Below are 16,440 nucleotides of genomic sequence, written 5' to 3' on the forward strand. Positions count from 1 at the left end.
CGGGAGTTTCGATGAGCATCACTATTCATCCGTCGGCGATCGTCGACGAAGGCGCGCAGATCGGCGATGGAAGCCGGATCTGGCACTGGGTTCATGTGTGCGGCGGCGCGCGGATCGGCAGCGGCTGCTCGCTCGGCCAGAACGTGTTTGTCGGCAACCGCGTGGTGATCGGCAATAACGTCAAGATCCAGAACAACGTGTCGGTGTACGACAATGTGACGCTGGAAGACGACGTCTTCTGCGGTCCGAGCATGGTGTTCACGAACGTCTACAACCCGCGCTCCGCGGTCAGCCGCAAGGACGAGTATCGCAATACGCTGGTCAAGCGCGGCGCCACCCTCGGCGCCAACTCCACCATCGTGTGCGGCTCCACCATCGGCGAGTACGCCTTCGTCGCCGCCGGCGCGGTAGTCAACCGGGACGTCAAGCCCTACGCGCTGATGGCCGGTGTCCCGGCGCGCCAGATCGGCTGGATGAGCGAGTTCGGCGAACGCCTGGACCTGCCGCTGCAAGGGAACGGACAAACCACCTGCCCGCATACCGGGAAGACCTACCAACTCGTCGACGGCAACTGCACATGTCTCAACCCATGATCCCCTTTATCGACCTGAAGACCCAGTACCAGGCGCTCAAATCCGACATTGCGGAAAGGATCAATCGCGTCCTCGAGCACGGCCAGTACATCATGGGGCCGGAAGTCGCCGAGCTGGAAACGAAGCTTGCGGCGTACACCGGCAGCAAGCATTGCATTACCGTTGCCAGCGGCACCGAAGCGCTGCTGATCAGCCTGATGGCGCTCGGCATTGGTCCCGGCGACGAGATCGTCACCACGCCATTCACCTTCGTCGCCACGGCGGAAGTGATCGTTCTCCTCGGCGCCAAGCCCGTTTTCGTGGACGTCGAGCCTGACACCGGCAATATCGACCCGCGCCTGGTCGAGGCGGCGATCACCTCGCGCACCAAGGCCATCATGCCGGTCAGCCTGTACGGACAGCCGGCCGACATGGACGAACTCAATGCGATTGCCCAGCGGCATGGCGGCATTCCGGTCATCGAGGATGCCGCGCAGAGCTTCGGCGCGACCTACAAGGGACGCAAGAGCTGCAACCTGAGCACCATTGGCTGCACCAGCTTTTTCCCGAGCAAGCCGCTGGGGTGCTACGGCGACGGCGGCGCGATTTTCACGAACGACGATGCGATTGCGCAGGCCTGCCGCGAAATCCGCGTGCACGGGCAAAGCCGTCGTTACGTCCATACCCGCGTGGGGGTCGGCGGTCGCATGGATACGCTGCAATGCGCGATCGTGCTGGCCAAGCTGGAACGGTTCGAATGGGAGATCGCCCAGCGCATCGCGATCGGCAATGCCTATAACGCGATGATGGACGAAGCCGGCATTGCCCGCATTGCGCAGCGTCCGGACCGTACCAGCGTCTTCGCACAGTACACGGTCCTGCTCGACGACCGGGAAGCGGCGCAGGAGGAGCTGAAGCGCGAAGGCGTGCCGACGGCCGTCCACTACCCGGTGCCGCTCAACCGGCAGCCTGCTTACGAACACCTGTCGGACAAGGCCGACTGTCCGGTTGCGGACAAGCTGGCGGCAAGGGTGATGAGCCTGCCGATGGGCGCGGACCTGTTGCCGGCCGACCAGCAGCGCATCATGGCGGCACTGGCGGCGGAAAGGGTGTCCGCACGGTGAGCAACGGACGCAGCAGACTGGCGGGAGCCGCGGCGGTCTACCTGGGAGCGAATGTTCTCAACGCCGCGATTCCGTTTCTGCTTTTGCCCGTGCTGACGCGGGTGCTGACGCCGGCCGACTATGGAACGGTGGCGATGTTCGCGCTTGTGACCACGGTGCTCGGCGCCTTCACCGGACTGAGCGTCCAGGGCGCGGTTGCCGTGCGCTACTTCCAGCTCTCCAGGGAAGATTTCGCCGAGTTCGTCGCGACCTGCGCCGGCGTTCTGGTCGCCAGCACGGCGGCGGTCGCCTGCCTGGTCGCGGTCGCGGGAGCGCCACTGGAGACGTTCACCGGCGTGCCGAGGGACTGGTTGCTGGTCGCGGTGCTGGTGTCCGGGCTGCAGTTTGTATCGAACATCCGGCTGTCCTTGCTGCAGGTGCAGGGCGAGGCCCGGAAATACGGCGTGTTCCAGGTAGGGCAGAGCCTGCTGAACGGGGTCGCTTCCCTGGTGCTCGTCCTCGTGGTGCACATGGCCTGGGAAGGACGGGCGCTAGGGCAGGCCATCGCGGTGATGCTGTTTGGCGGCATCGCGGCGTGGTGGCTGAAGCTGGACGGCATGCTGCGATTCCCCCGGCGCTGGCGGCATCATCTCGGCGATGCGCTGAAATTCGGCGTTCCGCTGATTCCGCATGTCCTGGGCGGCCTGCTCGTGGTGGCCGTCGATCGTTTCGTCATCACCCGGGAGCTCGGGCTGGCGGAGGCGGGGATCTACATGGTGGCATTGCAGCTCGGACAGGGCCTTGGCCTGGTGACGGAAGCCTTCAACCGGGCTTACGCGCCGTGGCTGATGCACAGGCTGGCCGCGCCGGATCGCGCCCTGCGCCTGCTGGTCGTGCGCGGGACCTATCTGTACTTCGCGATCGTCATGGCGCTCGCCGCAATCGTCGGCCTCGCCGCGCCGCTGATACTCGACTTGCTGGTGGGCGACGCGTTCCGGGAAGCGGCGGGGATCGTGATCTACATCGCGCTTGGCTTCGCCTTCGGTGGGTGCTATTACATGGTGACGAACTACCTGTTCTACGAAAGCAAGACCGCGCCGTTGTCGGCAATTACGATCGGCTGCGGTCTCGCCAATGTGCCCCTGACTTACCTGCTGGTTCGCCACAACGGCCTTGCCGGGGCAGCCCAGGCCTTCATGCTGACCCAGGCAGCGAGCTTCCTGCTTACCTGGTGGCTGGCAAACAAATATCATCCGATGCCCTGGCTCAGCGCCCTGCGCACCGCAGGCGCGGAGAATCCGACATAAAGCGAAAATAAACATGGAAAAAATACTCGTTACCGGCGCCGACGGTTTCATCGGCTCCCACCTGGTCGAGCTGCTCGTCCGCGAGGGCTACCAGGTCAAGGCGCTGTCCCAGTACAACTCCTTCAACTACTGGGGCTGGCTTGAGGATATCGCTTGCCGCGACCAGGTCGAGGTGCTCAGCGGGGACGTGCGCGATCCCCACTACTGCAAGCACATCACCAAGGGTGTCGACACCGTATTCCACCTCGCCGCCCTGATTGCCATTCCCTATTCGTACGTGGCCCCCGACAGCTACGTGGACACCAACGTCAAGGGGACGCTGAACATCTGCCAGGCGGCGCTCGACAACGGCGTCAGGCGGGTCATTCATACTTCCACCAGCGAGGTGTACGGGACCGCGCGCTACGTGCCGATCGACGAGAAGCATCCGCTGCAGGCGCAGTCGCCTTACAGCGCTTCCAAGATCGGCGCCGACGCAATGGCCATGAGCTTCTTCAATGCGTTCAACCTGCCGCTGACGATCGCCCGGCCGTTCAATACCTACGGTCCGCGCCAGTCGGCCCGCGCCGTCATCCCGACGATCATCAGCCAGATTGCCGCCGGCAAGAAGCAGATCAAGCTCGGCGACGTCACGCCGACACGCGACTTCAATTATGTCGCCGACACCTGCCGCGGCTTCCTCGAACTGGCGCGCTGCGACGCGGCGGTCGGCGAGACGGTCAACATCGGGTCCAACTACGAAATTTCCGTGGGCGACACCCTGTCGCTGATTCGCGAGCTGATGAACAGCGACGTGGAGTTCCTGACCGACGAGCAGCGCATGCGGCCGGAAAAGTCGGAGGTGTTCCGCCTCTGGTGCGACAACAGCAAGATCAATTCCCTGACCGGCTTCAAGCCGCAATACAGCATCAGGGACGGCCTGAAGGCGACGATCGACTGGTTCGTCGAACCGGCCAACCTCGCCAAGTACAAGGCCGATATCTACAACGTCTGAGCGCGATCATGTTCGACAACCTCGTCCGATTCATCCGGGAACAGTACCGCACCGAGGAGTTCATCCCGCTCCACGCCCCCGTCTTCAAGGGCAATGAGCGCCGGTATGTGCTCGACACCATCGACTCTACCTTCGTGTCGAGCGTGGGCGCGTTCGTCGATCAGTTCGAACGGGAAATGGCCGCCTATACCGGAAGTCCCCGCGCGGTCGCCACCGTCAACGGCACCGCCGCACTGCACGTCGCGCTGCAGCTGGCCGGCGTGCGCACCGGCGAACTCGTCGTCACGCAGGCGCTGACCTTCGTCGCCACCTGCAATGCGATCGCCTATTGCGGGGCCGAGCCGGTCTTCGTCGACGTCGACCGCCACACGATGGGTCTCTCGCCCCGCGCACTGGACGCATGGCTGCAGGAAAACGCGCGGCGCGACGACGACGGCCTCTGCCGTACGCGCAAGGATGACAAGGTGGTGCGCGCCTGCCTGCCGATGCATACCTTCGGTCATCCGGTCGACATCGACGCCTTGCTCGAGGTGTGCGAACGCTGGAACCTGGCGCTGGTGGAAGACGCGGCCGAGTCGCTGGGCAGCCTGTACAAGGGCCGGCACACGGGCACCTTCGGCATGCTGGGCACCCTGAGTTTCAACGGCAACAAGATCATCACCACCGGCGGTGGCGGCATGATCCTCGCGGACGAGGCGATCGGCGCGCGGGCGAAGCACCTGACGACGACCGCCAAGAAGCCCCATCCGTACGAGTTCGTCCATGACGAGATCGGTTACAACTACCGCCTGCCCAACCTGAACGCCGCCCTCGGCTGCGCCCAGCTCGAAAGCCTCGACGGCTATGTCGCCGCCAAGCGCGTGCTGGCAGGTCGCTATGCGGATCTGCTGGAGGGAAGCGGACTCCTGTTCGTGCGGGAGCCGGAGGATTGCCGGTCGAACTACTGGCTCAACGCCGTCATCTGCGACGATGGCGCGCAGCGGGACGCGCTGCTGAAGGCGACCAACGACAAGGGCGTCATGACGCGGCCGATCTGGGCGCTGATGAACCGGCTACCCGCCTACGCCGGGTGCCGCCGGGACAGCCTGGCCAACGCGGAATGGCTGGAGGCCCGCGTAGTGAACCTGCCGAGCAGCGTCCTGCCGGAGTTCCTGCCGTGAAGCGCAAGGTCGCCGTATTCACCGGCACCCGTGCCGAGTACGGGCTGCTGTACTGGCTGATGAAGGATATCCAGGCCAGCGATGCGCTCGCGCTGCAGCTGATTGTCGGCGCGATGCATCTGTCGCCGGAGTTCGGCGACACCTGGAAGCAGATCGAACAGGACGGTTTTCGCATCGACTCCAAGGTCGAGATGCTGCTGTCGTCGGACACACCCGTCGGCGTCGTCAAGTCCATGGGGCTCGGCACCATCGGTTTCGCCGATGCGCTGGACCGCCTGCGGCCGGACGTGCTGCTGGTGCTCGGCGATCGCTTCGAGGCGCTTGCCGTCGTCCAGTCCGCGCTCATCCTGCAGATTCCGGTGGCGCACCTGCACGGCGGCGAGATCACCGAGGGGGCGTATGACGACGCTATCCGCCACGCGATCACGAAGATGGCCAGCCTGCACTTCGTCGCCGCCGAGCCGTACCGGCGTCGCGTGATCCAGATGGGCGAACGACCCGAGACCGTGTTCAACGTCGGGGCATGCGGCCTGGACCACCTCCGCCGCAGTCCCTTCATGGACCTCGATGCACTTTCCGCCAGCCTTGGTTTTGCGTTGAAACGGCCCTACCTGCTGGCAACCTATCATCCAGTGACTTCGCTGGACGAGGCGCCGGAGGCGACATTCCGGGCCATGCTCGACGCATTCGACAAGCACGCCGGGCACCAGGTGATCCTGACCTATCCCAACGCCGACAATGGCGGCCGGGCGATCATCCCGCTGCTCGAGGCATACGCCCGCGACAACGCCGGGCGCGTGCTGGCGATACCCTCGCTCGGCGCCAAGCGCTACCTGAGCGTTCTTGCTAACGCCGCGGCAGTGGTCGGTAATTCGTCCAGCGGCATCATCGAGGCACCGTCGGTCGGCATTCCTACCGTGAATATCGGCGTGCGGCAACTGGGCAGGCTGGCAGCCGAGTCGGTCCTGCATTGCGCCCCTGCCGCCCCGGCCATCGACGAAGCGCTGTCCAGGGCGCTGTCTCCCGCGTTCGCCGAAACCTGCCGGCATGTCGCCAACCCCTACGGGCAGGGGGACGCCGCGCAGCAGATCGTGCGCATCCTCGCCGCCCACGACGGCAATTTCCACAAGCAGTTCCACGACCTTGACGGGGCACCATGAAGCCATACGAAACCGAGGGCGTCTACATCATCGCCGAAGCAGGGGTGAACCATAACGGCGAGCGCGACAAGGCCATGGCCCTTGTCGATGCGGCAGCCGACGCCGGCGCGGACGCCGTCAAGTTCCAGACCTTCGACGCCGGAAAGCTCGCGGCCAAGAGCGCGCCGAAGGCCGCTTACCAGAAGCAGCATACCGACGCCGGGGAAAGCCAGTTGGCGATGCTCAGGAAACTCGAGCTGCCGCGTGAATGGCACCAGACGCTGCGTGAGCGCGCCCACGCGCGTGGCATTGAATTCCTGTCGACGGCTTTCGACAGCGACAGCCTGGTGTTCCTTGAAGGGCTCGGCATGCCGCTGTTCAAGGTGCCCTCCGGCGAACTGACGAACGGGCCGCTGCTCTGGCAGTTTGCCCGCACCCGGAGGCCGCTGATCCTGTCCACCGGCATGGCCACCCTGTCCGAGGTGGAGCAGGGCCTCGCGGTCGTCGCGCATGCGCTGCATGCGGAGCGGGAACCGGCCGACATCGACGAGGTATGGCGTGCCTGGAGCAGGCCCGACCACAGGGAAAGCCTGCGCGGCCATGTGACGCTGCTGCATTGCACTTCCCAGTACCCGACGGTATTCGGCGAAGTCAACCTGCGCGCCATGGATACGCTGGCCCGGGCCTTCGGCCTGCCGGTTGGCTATTCGGACCACACCGAGGGCACCCTGATTCCGGTCGCTGCCGTCGCCCGCGGTGCAAAAGTGATCGAAAAGCATTTCACGCTCGACCGCAACCTGCCCGGCCCCGACCACAAGGCCTCGCTGGAACCCGGCGAGCTTGCCAGGATGGTCAGCGACATCCGTGCATTGCAGCTTGCGCTCGGGGACGGCGGCAAATCGCCGCAGCCGAGCGAATGGGATACGCGCAAGGCAGCGCGCCAGCAGGTGATCGCGACGCGCGACCTGGCGGCGGGGGCGGTCATCCGCCGCGAAGACCTGAGCACCGCCCGCTGCGGCAGCGGACTGCCCCCCAGCGCGCTCTGGGGACTCGTCGGCAAGACCGCCGCAAGGGCCTATGCGGCCGGAGATATTGTCGAACAATGAACGGGTCGCCCGACATTGCGTCCATGCCGCTCGTCCTGCTGGGGGCGGGCGGCCACGCGCGCGTACTGCTCGCCCTGGCCAGGGCGGCGGGCATGCCGCTGTACGGCGTATGCGATCCCGGACTGGCGGCGCAGTCGGTCAAGCAGTGGGACGGCCTGCAGGTGTTGGGCGGCGACGACGCCCTCGACCGGCTGGACCCCGCACGGACTGGTCTGATCAACGGTGTCGGTCAGCTCGTAGGTGCGCAAGGACGGCGCAAGCTATATGATGCGTGCCGTGCGAAGGGCTTCGGCTTTCCGGTGCTGGTGCATCCGGCGGCATGGGTCGCGCCGAATGCCGAGCTCGCCCAGGGCGTCCAGGTGATGGCAGGCGCGGTGGTGCAGCCGGGCTCCCGCATCGGCGAAAACAGCGTCGTCAACACCAGGGCCGGGATCGATCACGACTGCGTGATCGGCGCGCATGTGCACATTGCTCCTGGAGCAATCCTTTGCGGCGGTGTCGGTGTCGGCGACCGGGCATTCGTCGGCGCCGGCGCGACCGTGATACAGGGCCTGCAGGTCGGCGAAGACGCCGTACTGGCCGCAGGTGCGGTGCTTGTGCGCAACCTCGACGCCGGCAGCAGGTACGTCGGGCCGCGCGAAAACCGCACCGACTGAATTCATACGAAAAGCAGGACAGACAAGAAACTATGACATCGATGGATAACCAATTCTGGCGCAAGGCGCTGCTGCCCGCCGGCGCAAGCATCCAGGACGCGATCCGCAATCTCGACGAGTCGGGCCTGCAGATCGCGCTGGTGGTGGCGGACACAGGAACGGGCGTGCTGCGCGGCACCGTGACCGACGGCGACGTGCGCCGCGGCCTGCTGCGCGGCGTCGACCTGCAGTCCAGCGTTGATGAAATCATGTACACCAACCCCATGGTCGTGCCGCCCGAGATGGGCCGGGACATGGTGCTGCACCTGATGCGCGCGAACAAGATCCATCAGCTCCCCGTCGTCGACGGCGAGCACCGGGTGGTCGGCCTGCATATCTGGGACGAGGTGATCGCGCCGACGGCGAGGCCGAATACGATCATCATCATGGCTGGCGGGCAGGGCAAGCGGCTGCGGCCGTTTACTGCAGACTGTCCGAAGCCGATGCTTCCGGTGGCAGGCAAGCCGATGCTTGAACACATTATCGAGCGGGCCAAGGATGACGGCTTCGTCAACTTCGTGCTGGCGGTGCATTACCTCGGGCACATGATCAAGGAGTATTTCGGCGACGGCGAACGCTGGGGAATACGGATCGACTACCTGGAGGAAGACGCGCCCTTGGGCACCGCCGGCGCGATGAGCCTTCTCAACCCGATTCCCGACCTGCCTTTCATGGTGACAAATGGCGACGTGCTAACGGACGTTCGCTACTCCGAAATGCTGGATTTTCATCTCCACCACCGTGCCGCCGCCACCATGGCCGTGCGTCAGCACGAATGGCAGCATCCTTTCGGTGTCGTCCAGACCGAGGGAGTGAACATCATCGGCTTTGAAGAAAAGCCGGTACACCGTACCCATGTGAATGCCGGTATCTATGTACTCGAGCCAGAGGCCCTGGCCGCGCTGAACAAGGGGGAGCCCTGCGACATGCCGACCCTCTTTGAACGGTTGGCACGACGCGGAAAGACGACCATCGCCTATCCGATGCATGAACCATGGCTTGACGTCGGGCGGCCCGACGATCTTGAAAAAGCGAATTCTATTAAACCTGGAGCCTGAATCATGAAGAGAAACCTACGCGAGATGTACAAACTGCCGGAGGAGATCAAGTACTGCAAGAAGTGCACGGTCTCCAACCAGCGCCCGCGCATCACCTTCGACGAACACGGCGTTTGTTCCGCCTGCAATTACGCGGAATACAAGCGGACGAAGATCAACTGGGATGATCGCGAAAAGGAACTGATCGAGCTCTGCAACAAGTACCGCAAGACGAACGGCGAGTACGACGTTATCGTTCCGTGCAGCGGCGGAAAGGACGGAAGCTTCGTTGCCCATCAGCTCAAATACAAGTATGGAATGAACCCGCTCGCAGTCACATGGGCGCCGCTGAAAGCGACGGAAATTGGTCGTCGCAATCTGGACGCATTTATCGCCTCCGGCTTCAATCACGTCCTCGGCACGCCCAACCCGAAGGTCACGCGTCGCCTTACACACCTGGCGTTCAAGCACCTCGGCGATCCGTTCCAGCCGTTCATCTACGGCCAGACCAACTATCCAATGCACATGGCGGTGAAGCACAACGTTCAGCTGATCATGTACGGCGAGAATGGCGAAGTCGAATACGGCGGCGACATGAAGAACGCGTTCCGCCCGACACGCGATATCGTCGACCACGACCGTCACTATTTCTCTGGCCTGCCCCCGGAGTTTTGGGCCGAACACGGCGTGTCGCTTGCCGACCTGCATCCGTTCGGTGCGCCTCCGCACGACCAGATCATGAGCAATGGAACGCAGATCCATTTCTTCGGCTACTACAAGTTCTGGGATCCACAGGAAAATTTCTACTACTGCCAGGAACATACTGGTTTCACTCCGAATACCGAACGTTCCGAAGGCACGTATTCGAAGTATGCAAGTCTGGACGACCAGATCGACGGCTACCACTACTACCTCGCGTACATCAAGTTCGGGATCGGCCGGACAACCTCGGACACCGCGCACGAGATCCGCGACGGGAAGATCACACGCGAAGAGGGCGCAGCCCTCGTCAAGCGTTACGACGGCGAGTTCCCCAGGAAGTACTTCAAGGAGTTCCTCGAATACTGCTCGATTACCGAGGAGGAATTCAACGAAGTGATCGACAGCTGGCGCTCCGACCACATCTGGGAGCGGGATGGCGAGGGCTGGAAGCTTCGCCGCGCGGTCTGGCAGGAGTAACAGCGAGCGCCATGAGGAAAATACGGCTTATCGCCCGGTTGGACATCAAGGGTCCAAACCTGATCAAAGGCGTGCATCTCGAGGGATTGCGGGTCATCGGGTCCCCGTCCGAGCACGCCTTGCGCTATTACGAGCAGGGCGCAGACGAGCTGATCTACATGGACTGCGTCGCCAGTCTCTACGGCCGCAACAACCTGAGCGACATTGTGCAGAGCACCGCCCGCGACATTTTTGTGCCCTTGACGGTAGGCGGCGGCATTCGTTCCGCTGACGACGTCCGCCATCTGCTGCGTTGTGGCGCGGACAAGGTCGCGGTAAATACGGCGGCGATCGCCAATCCCGGCCTCATCACCGAGATCGCGCGCCGGTTCGGCAGTCAGTGCATGGTGCTGTCCATCGAGGCAAAGCGGGTGGACGCCGGTCGCTGGGAGGCCTACACCGACAACGGTCGCGAGCGCACCGGCGTGGACGTGGTCGAATGGGCAAAGCGCGCCGTCGGCCTCGGCGCCGGGGAAATCCTGCTTACCTCCATCGACCAGGAAGGCACTCGCAAGGGCTTCGACGTGGCGCTTGTGAAGGCAGTGGCCTCCGAAGTGAGTGTGCCGGTGATTGCCAGCGGAGGCATGGGAAAGCCCGAGGATCTCGTCGATGTCGTTCTCGCAGGCGAAGCGGATGCCGTCGCCATGGCCGACATTCTTCACTACAAGCGCGCAGGGATCGGGGACATCCGGGCCTGCGCCGTGTCGGCAGGGTTGGAGGTACGGTCCTATGGCAACTGAAATCACCGTTGTCGACTATGACGCCGGAAATCTGTTCAGCGTAGCCAGGGCGCTTGAGCATTGCGGCGCGACAGTCACGCTTTCGGGCGATCCGGACGTGGTGCGGCAATCGTCGAAGATCCTGCTCCCCGGCGTTGGCGCTTTCGGCGACGGCATGGCGGCGCTGGCGCGCCGCGGGCTCGATACGGCAGTCAAGGAGGCCGTTGCGCGTGGAAATCTGCTGCTCGGCGTTTGCCTGGGCATGCAGTTCCTGCTTGATGGCAGCGAGGAATTCGGCGAGCACACGGGCCTGGGTCTCGTGCCAGGCCAGGTCGTGCAGATACCCGTCACGCGCCGTGACGGCGCACCGCAGAAGATCCCCCACATCGGCTGGAACGAACTCGCATTCCCCGAGGGGCGGGGCAGCTGGACTGGCACACCTCTGCAAGGTTTGCCGTCGGGCGCCGCGATGTATTTCGTCCATTCGTTCATGGCGGCGCCATTGCAGCCCGCGCATGTCACTGCAGAGTGCGTATACGGCGGGCACCGTATCACCGCCGTTGTCGGGCACGACAACGTCTGGGGTGCTCAGTTCCACCCGGAAAAAAGCGGCACGGACGGATTGCGCTTCCTGAAGAGTTTTGTGAATTTGCCGTGAAGATTCTCGCCCTCATTCCCGCACGCGGCGGTTCGAAACGGCTACCACGCAAGAACGTGAAGAGTCTCGGCGGGCTGCCGTTGATTGCGTGGACGATTCGCGCCGCCATGAAGAGCGGAGCCTGCTCTTCCATCATCGTGTCTACGGATGACGCCGAGATTGCCGCCATCGCGCGTGATCACGGCGTCGAGGTACCATGGACGCGTCCGCCAGAGCTGGCCTCCGATACGGCGAGCAGTGTCGACGTCGCCCTTCATGCGCTCGCCGCACACGAGGCGGAACATGGCGACGTCGACGGCCTGCTGCTATTGCAACCGACCTCGCCATTCAGGACGGCGGAAAGCATCCGTGCCGCGGTCCGCCTCTTCGTGGAGAATGCGGGAAGCCGGTCGGTAGTATCGTTGGCGCCCGCGCCTTGTCATCCGGCCTGGACATTCCAGGTCAGCGGCGGAGAAATGCGGCCGTTCCTTGGATGGGAACAGCTTTCGGTGCGATCGCAGGATCTGGAACCTGCGTTCACGCTCGATGGCTCACTCTATATTGTTCCGCCTCGCATGCTGCGGGAGCGGCGCGCGTTCATTGGGCCCGATACGCTTCCGTTCACTATCGCCAATGCGGTGGAGTCGATCGATATCGATACGCCAGAGGACTGGTCGGTCGCCGAGTCCTTGCTGGAACGGTCAACGGCACTGAACGTGAACATGTCATGACCGCCGCCATAACCCTGCACGACATCCTTCGTATCGAGGACAGCACGGAGGTTCTTGCCGTACGCTGCCCCGACACGGACATTCCGCTCTGGCCGGCAATCCGGGTTGCATTCCTGCGCACCATCATTGGCGACCTTGTTTATGGCACACCCATTGCGCAGCCGCCGTCGGGCGCCGCTTCGCGTGCCCGCCGTGCATCAGCAATCTCGCGAGCCTACCTCCATAATGCGGGACGCATGCTTCGAATGCGCCCGTGTTACCCGATCCTGACAATGGCTACGGGCGCTCGCTTGCTGCGGCAGGATGGCCGTTACTTCAATTGCCTGAGCGACTATTTCATTCGGGTTGAACCCAGCCGTACCCTGGCCGTCGAGGAAATGTTCGACTGGAAGTGGCCGTTTCCCAGAAAGCATGACAACACCCTGCTGCATACGCCGCTTCGCGTCAGCAGCGCGTTGAGGGCGAGGCCGCGAAGACCACGCTACCTCGCTAGATCGCAGGAATTGGTCGACCTCCTTCTCCAGCGCGCCGAACGTCTGCTTGATTGGCAAGCATCCGAGGCGCAACGAACCTGGATCGAAGCGTACTGCGTATCGTCCGCTGCATCGCTCCTGCCGCGTTACAAGGCTTACGAGAAACTGTTCAGGAAGGCCGGAATACGCCTGCTCCTCAAGGAGGAGGCAAGCTACGGTGGACCTGACAATGTTGCGGCGATCAGTGCCGCTAAGGACATGGGGATTGTGACCGCCGAGTATCAGCATGGTGCTATTTTTGCGGGGCACGACGCGTACAACATGGCCGGTGCCATGAGCGCTTCAGCCGACTTGTGCAGGACCTTGCCCGACCACCTCCTTACCTACGGCGAGTGGTGGGGCGAGCAGACTAATCTTCCGTTACGTACCCATGCGATCGGCAGCCCGCACAGGAGCGAAATCATCGGCGGACTCACACGATCGACGCCGCACAAATCCGAAATATTGGTCCTGGGCGACGGACTGAAGACGGATTTTTATTTGTCGCTATGCGCCGAACTGGCGGCCGTACTCTCCACCGACTACCGGGTCGTGTTTCGACCCCATCCGCTCGAACGCAGCAAGGTCTTCTCCGGTATTTCCGGAGGAATCGCTGACCGCGTCAAGATCGACTCCCGGCCTGATATCTACAGTTCTTTCGCCAGCGCGAGCGCGCTCGTCAGCGAGCTGTCGACGGGGCTGTTCGAGGCAATAGGCATAGTGCCGAGGATCTTCATCTGGGATACGCCGGTGGCTCGTTTCACCATACCTTCCCACTCCTTCCGCGGGTTCCAAAGCGCCGCCGAACTTATAACGCTGCTCTCATCCAGCGAGACCGGGAAAGTCGCAGAGGAACAGAAGGAACGGGTCTGGAAAACCCGCTGGCAGGAGAACTACCGGCACTTCCTTGCAAGCGTGCTGTAAGCCCGAAAATCGGGCGACGCGGGCACAACGTTACAAGCACATGACACGATGATCGTAATTGTCGACTACAACACCGGTAACCCCGGATCAATCAGGAACATGCTCCGCAAGATCGGTCACGATTCGGAGATCTCCTGCGACCCTGCACGCATTGCGGAAGCAAGCAAGCTGGTCCTTCCCGGCGTCGGCGCGTTCGACGCTGGAATGGAATGTCTCGAGCGGACCGGCCTCATCCCGCTGCTGAACGACCGGGTGATCAACGCCAAGGTTCCCGTCCTCGGCATCTGCCTTGGCATGCAGCTCATGACGCACGGAAGCGAGGAAGGGAAACGGCCGGGACTGGGGTGGATCGACGCGGAGACGGTCCGATTCAGGCCGCAGGATCCCTCGCTGAAGGTGCCCCACATGGGATGGAACCAGGTGCAGCCAGGGCGCCCGTCGCCCTTGCTCGAAGGGATGGAAAACGCGCGCTTCTATTTCGTCCATTCATACTTCGTGCGCTGCCGCAGCGAGGATGATGTCCTCCTGTCAGCAGTGTATGGCGGAGCGTTTCACGCAGCGTTCGAGCACGGCAATGTGCGCGGCGTGCAGTTCCATCCCGAGAAAAGCCACAAGTTTGGCATGCAACTGCTGTCCAACTTTGCGGAAAGGTGCTGAATGCTCAAGACCAGAGTCATCCCTTGCCTGCTTGTGTCGGAATCGCGCCTCGTGAAGACGGTGCAGTTCAAGAAGCCCAGGTATGTCGGCGATCCGGTGAACGCCGTCAAAATCTTCAATGACAAGGAAGTCGATGAGATCGTCGTGTTGGACATCGATGCCACGCGAAGCGGGCGCGAGCCCGACCTCGACCTGATTGGCGAGCTCGCGAGTGAATGCTTCATGCCGCTTGCATACGGCGGAGGAATCAACAAGCTGGAAACAGCACGCCGCATTCTCAAGCTGGGTGTCGAAAAGATCATACTGAATACGGCAGCCTGGAAGCAACCCGCGCTTGTGCGTGATGCCGCAAATGAGTTCGGCTCGCAGGCGGTCGCCGTTTCCATTGATGTCAAGCGCAAGCTGTTCGGACGATACGAAGTGTGCGTCGACAAGGCGAGCAAGGCGACAGGAGAAGATCCGGTTACGTACGCCCGAAGAATGCAGGCTCTGGGAGCCGGTGAAATCCTCCTGAATTCGGTTCAGCAGGATGGCACACTCGCTGGTTACGACCTCGAGCTTATCTCCCGCGTAGCGTCTGCCGTCAACGTCCCTGTCATTGCCAGCGGCGGAGCAGGGACTGTCGAGCATTTCAGGGAAGCGGTGCAGCGTGGTGGTGCAAGCGCGGTGGCAGCAGGCTCAATGTTCGTTTTCCATGGCCCGCACCGCGCCGTGCTGATCACCTACCCCGATCGTGCCGTGCTCGAAAGCACGCTTGCATGAGTAGGACTAAGAATGCGCAATGAAACAGAATTACTACTTCCACCGCAAAAAATGACCAAGCAAACAATCTGCAAGCGCTGCATCATGGATGCCACCGACCCGGACATCGTGTTCGATGCGGACGGCATCTGCAACCACTGCCACCGGTACGACTCGATCGCATCGAGCCGCCTGATACCGGAAAGCGACCGGCCGGCGCGGCTCGCCGCGCTGGTGGCGGAGATCAAGCGCCAGGGGGCGGGCAAGCCCTATGACTGCGTGATCGGCGTTTCCGGCGGTGTCGACAGCACTTACGTCGCGTACCTCACGAAGGAGCTCGGCCTGAGGCCGCTTGCCGTCCACTTCGACAACGGCTGGAACTCCGAGCTGGCGGTGGCCAACGTCGAAAAGACACTGAAGACCCTCGGCATCGACCTGTCCACCTATGTGGTCGACTGGCAGGAATTCCGGGACATCCAGCTGGCCTTTCTCGAGGCCTCGACGCCGGACGGCGAGGTGCCGACCGACCACGCGATCGCGGCGCTCCTGTACAGCACGGCGCACAAGCTGGGACTGAAGCACATCCTGCTCGGCCTCAACGTGATTTCGGAAAGCATCATGCCGCTGAAATGGGGCTATGGCTACGCCGACTTCCGCTACATCAGGGGTGTCCACCGCATGTTCGGCAAGCGGCCGATGAAAACCTATCCGCACTATTCCCTGCCGCAATTGTATTACTACATGTATTTGCGCAAGATCCGGATGGTGCCGATCCTCGATTTCGTCGACTACCAGAAGGAACAGGCGATGCAGATCATCCAGGACAAGCTGGGCTGGGTCTACTACGGCGGCAAGCACTACGAGTCGATCTATACGCGCTTCTACCAGGCCTACATCCTCCCCCGCAAGTTCAATATCGACAAGCGTCGCGCGCACTATTCGAATCTGGTGCTCTCCGGGCAGATGACCCGCGACGAGGCGCTGACAAAGATCACCGAGCCGGTGTTCCCGGAGCGCGGACTGGCCGAGGACAAGGAATACGTGATCAAGAAATTCGGCCTGTCAGTCGCCGAATTCGAGCGGCTGATGGCCCTGCCCACGAAAACCTTCCTCGATTATCCGAACAGCTACACGCGGATCGAGACCGCCAAGAAATACCTGCTCCGCAAATGAACGTGCAACTGAAGA

17 protein-coding genes are annotated in these 16,440 nt (G+C 62.8%); all 17 read left to right on the forward strand.

Going from position 1 to position 16,440, the window contains the following annotated elements:
• Positions 1-11 precede the first annotated feature (11 nt).
• The 17 genes from VIM12_RS17345 to VIM12_RS17425 are packed head-to-tail and all read left to right on the forward strand — an operon-like array spanning position 12 to position 16,425.
• Positions 12-593: an acyltransferase gene (locus VIM12_RS17345; protein WP_331942994.1), complete on the forward strand. Its 582-nt coding sequence runs from the start codon at positions 12-14 to the stop codon at positions 591-593.
• Complete coding sequence (locus tag VIM12_RS17350) at positions 593-1,696, forward strand: DegT/DnrJ/EryC1/StrS family aminotransferase (protein ID WP_331943868.1); 1,104 nt, start codon at positions 593-595, stop codon at positions 1,694-1,696. Before VIM12_RS17345 ends, VIM12_RS17350 begins: the two co-directional genes overlap by 1 nt.
• Positions 1,693-2,982 (forward strand): lipopolysaccharide biosynthesis protein, encoded by a 1,290-nt coding sequence (locus tag VIM12_RS17355; protein ID WP_331942996.1) that lies wholly within the window; start codon positions 1,693-1,695, stop codon positions 2,980-2,982. The genes VIM12_RS17350 and VIM12_RS17355 overlap by 4 nt, the downstream gene beginning before the upstream one ends.
• Positions 2,983-2,995: 13 nt before the next feature.
• Positions 2,996-3,976, forward strand: a complete 981-nt coding sequence (locus tag VIM12_RS17360) for an NAD-dependent 4,6-dehydratase LegB (RefSeq protein WP_331942998.1) — start codon at positions 2,996-2,998, stop codon at positions 3,974-3,976.
• Between the two features lie 8 nt (positions 3,977-3,984).
• Positions 3,985-5,136 (forward strand): LegC family aminotransferase, encoded by a 1,152-nt coding sequence (locus VIM12_RS17365; RefSeq protein WP_331943000.1) that lies wholly within the window; start codon positions 3,985-3,987, stop codon positions 5,134-5,136.
• Positions 5,133-6,296, forward strand: coding sequence for a UDP-N-acetylglucosamine 2-epimerase (neuC, locus tag VIM12_RS17370; RefSeq protein ID WP_331943002.1), 1,164 nt, complete (start codon positions 5,133-5,135; stop codon positions 6,294-6,296). The genes VIM12_RS17365 and neuC overlap by 4 nt, the downstream gene beginning before the upstream one ends.
• A complete protein-coding gene (gene neuB / locus VIM12_RS17375) occupies positions 6,293-7,381 on the forward strand; it encodes an N-acetylneuraminate synthase (RefSeq protein ID WP_331943004.1) in 1,089 nt (362 codons plus the stop codon). The genes neuC and neuB overlap by 4 nt, the downstream gene beginning before the upstream one ends.
• Positions 7,378-8,037, forward strand: coding sequence for an acetyltransferase (locus VIM12_RS17380; RefSeq protein WP_331943006.1), 660 nt, complete (start codon positions 7,378-7,380; stop codon positions 8,035-8,037). The genes neuB and VIM12_RS17380 overlap by 4 nt, the downstream gene beginning before the upstream one ends.
• 41 nt (positions 8,038-8,078) lie before the next feature.
• A complete protein-coding gene (locus VIM12_RS17385; RefSeq protein WP_331943008.1) occupies positions 8,079-9,134 on the forward strand; it encodes a nucleotidyltransferase family protein in 1,056 nt (351 codons plus the stop codon).
• A gap of 3 nt (positions 9,135-9,137) precedes the next feature.
• Entirely contained in the window at positions 9,138-10,292 is a 1,155-nt protein-coding gene (locus tag VIM12_RS17390) for an N-acetyl sugar amidotransferase (RefSeq protein WP_331943010.1), read from the forward strand.
• 11 nt (positions 10,293-10,303) lie between these two features.
• Positions 10,304-11,071, forward strand: a complete 768-nt coding sequence (locus VIM12_RS17395) for an imidazole glycerol phosphate synthase cyclase subunit (protein ID WP_331943012.1) — start codon at positions 10,304-10,306, stop codon at positions 11,069-11,071.
• On the forward strand, positions 11,061-11,708 hold the full coding sequence (hisH, locus tag VIM12_RS17400; RefSeq protein WP_331943014.1) for an imidazole glycerol phosphate synthase subunit HisH: 648 nt from the start codon (positions 11,061-11,063) through the stop codon (positions 11,706-11,708). The genes VIM12_RS17395 and hisH (VIM12_RS17400) overlap by 11 nt, the downstream gene beginning before the upstream one ends.
• On the forward strand, positions 11,705-12,418 hold the full coding sequence (locus tag VIM12_RS17405) for an acylneuraminate cytidylyltransferase family protein (protein ID WP_331943016.1): 714 nt from the start codon (positions 11,705-11,707) through the stop codon (positions 12,416-12,418). The genes hisH (VIM12_RS17400) and VIM12_RS17405 overlap by 4 nt, the downstream gene beginning before the upstream one ends.
• Positions 12,415-13,854, forward strand: coding sequence for a hypothetical protein (locus tag VIM12_RS17410; protein ID WP_331943018.1), 1,440 nt, complete (start codon positions 12,415-12,417; stop codon positions 13,852-13,854). The genes VIM12_RS17405 and VIM12_RS17410 overlap by 4 nt, the downstream gene beginning before the upstream one ends.
• Positions 13,855-13,902: 48 nt before the next feature.
• A complete protein-coding gene (hisH, locus tag VIM12_RS17415; protein WP_331943020.1) occupies positions 13,903-14,511 on the forward strand; it encodes an imidazole glycerol phosphate synthase subunit HisH in 609 nt (202 codons plus the stop codon).
• Positions 14,512-15,273, forward strand: a complete 762-nt coding sequence (locus VIM12_RS17420) for an AglZ/HisF2 family acetamidino modification protein (protein ID WP_331943022.1) — start codon at positions 14,512-14,514, stop codon at positions 15,271-15,273.
• A 51-nt stretch (positions 15,274-15,324) separates the two neighbouring features.
• Positions 15,325-16,425: an N-acetyl sugar amidotransferase gene (locus tag VIM12_RS17425; RefSeq protein ID WP_331943024.1), complete on the forward strand. Its 1,101-nt coding sequence runs from the start codon at positions 15,325-15,327 to the stop codon at positions 16,423-16,425.
• The last annotated feature ends 15 nt before the right edge of the window (positions 16,426-16,440 follow it).

This window comes from Noviherbaspirillum sp. (genome assembly GCF_036563305.1).
Classification (GTDB): domain Bacteria; phylum Pseudomonadota; class Gammaproteobacteria; order Burkholderiales; family Burkholderiaceae_D; genus Noviherbaspirillum.

Bases quoted from the DNA above. Each gene is read 5' to 3' on its own strand.
- VIM12_RS17345 (WP_331942994.1), top strand. From the start codon at position 12: ATGAGCATCACTATTCATCCGTCGGCGATCGTCGACGAAGGCGCGCAG.
- VIM12_RS17360 (WP_331942998.1), top strand. From the start codon at position 2,996: ATGGAAAAAATACTCGTTACCGGCGCCGACGGTTTCATCGGCTCCCAC.
- VIM12_RS17365 (WP_331943000.1), top strand. From the start codon at position 3,985: ATGTTCGACAACCTCGTCCGATTCATCCGGGAACAGTACCGCACCGAG.
- neuB (WP_331943004.1), top strand. From the start codon at position 6,293: ATGAAGCCATACGAAACCGAGGGCGTCTACATCATCGCCGAAGCAGGG.
- VIM12_RS17380 (WP_331943006.1), top strand. From the start codon at position 7,378: ATGAACGGGTCGCCCGACATTGCGTCCATGCCGCTCGTCCTGCTGGGG.
- VIM12_RS17385 (WP_331943008.1), top strand. From the start codon at position 8,079: ATGGATAACCAATTCTGGCGCAAGGCGCTGCTGCCCGCCGGCGCAAGC.
- VIM12_RS17390 (WP_331943010.1), top strand. From the start codon at position 9,138: ATGAAGAGAAACCTACGCGAGATGTACAAACTGCCGGAGGAGATCAAG.
- VIM12_RS17395 (WP_331943012.1), top strand. From the start codon at position 10,304: ATGAGGAAAATACGGCTTATCGCCCGGTTGGACATCAAGGGTCCAAAC.
- hisH (WP_331943014.1), top strand. From the start codon at position 11,061: ATGGCAACTGAAATCACCGTTGTCGACTATGACGCCGGAAATCTGTTC.
- VIM12_RS17410 (WP_331943018.1), top strand. From the start codon at position 12,415: ATGACCGCCGCCATAACCCTGCACGACATCCTTCGTATCGAGGACAGC.
- hisH (WP_331943020.1), top strand. From the start codon at position 13,903: ATGATCGTAATTGTCGACTACAACACCGGTAACCCCGGATCAATCAGG.
- VIM12_RS17420 (WP_331943022.1), top strand. From the start codon at position 14,512: ATGCTCAAGACCAGAGTCATCCCTTGCCTGCTTGTGTCGGAATCGCGC.
- VIM12_RS17425 (WP_331943024.1), top strand. From the start codon at position 15,325: ATGACCAAGCAAACAATCTGCAAGCGCTGCATCATGGATGCCACCGAC.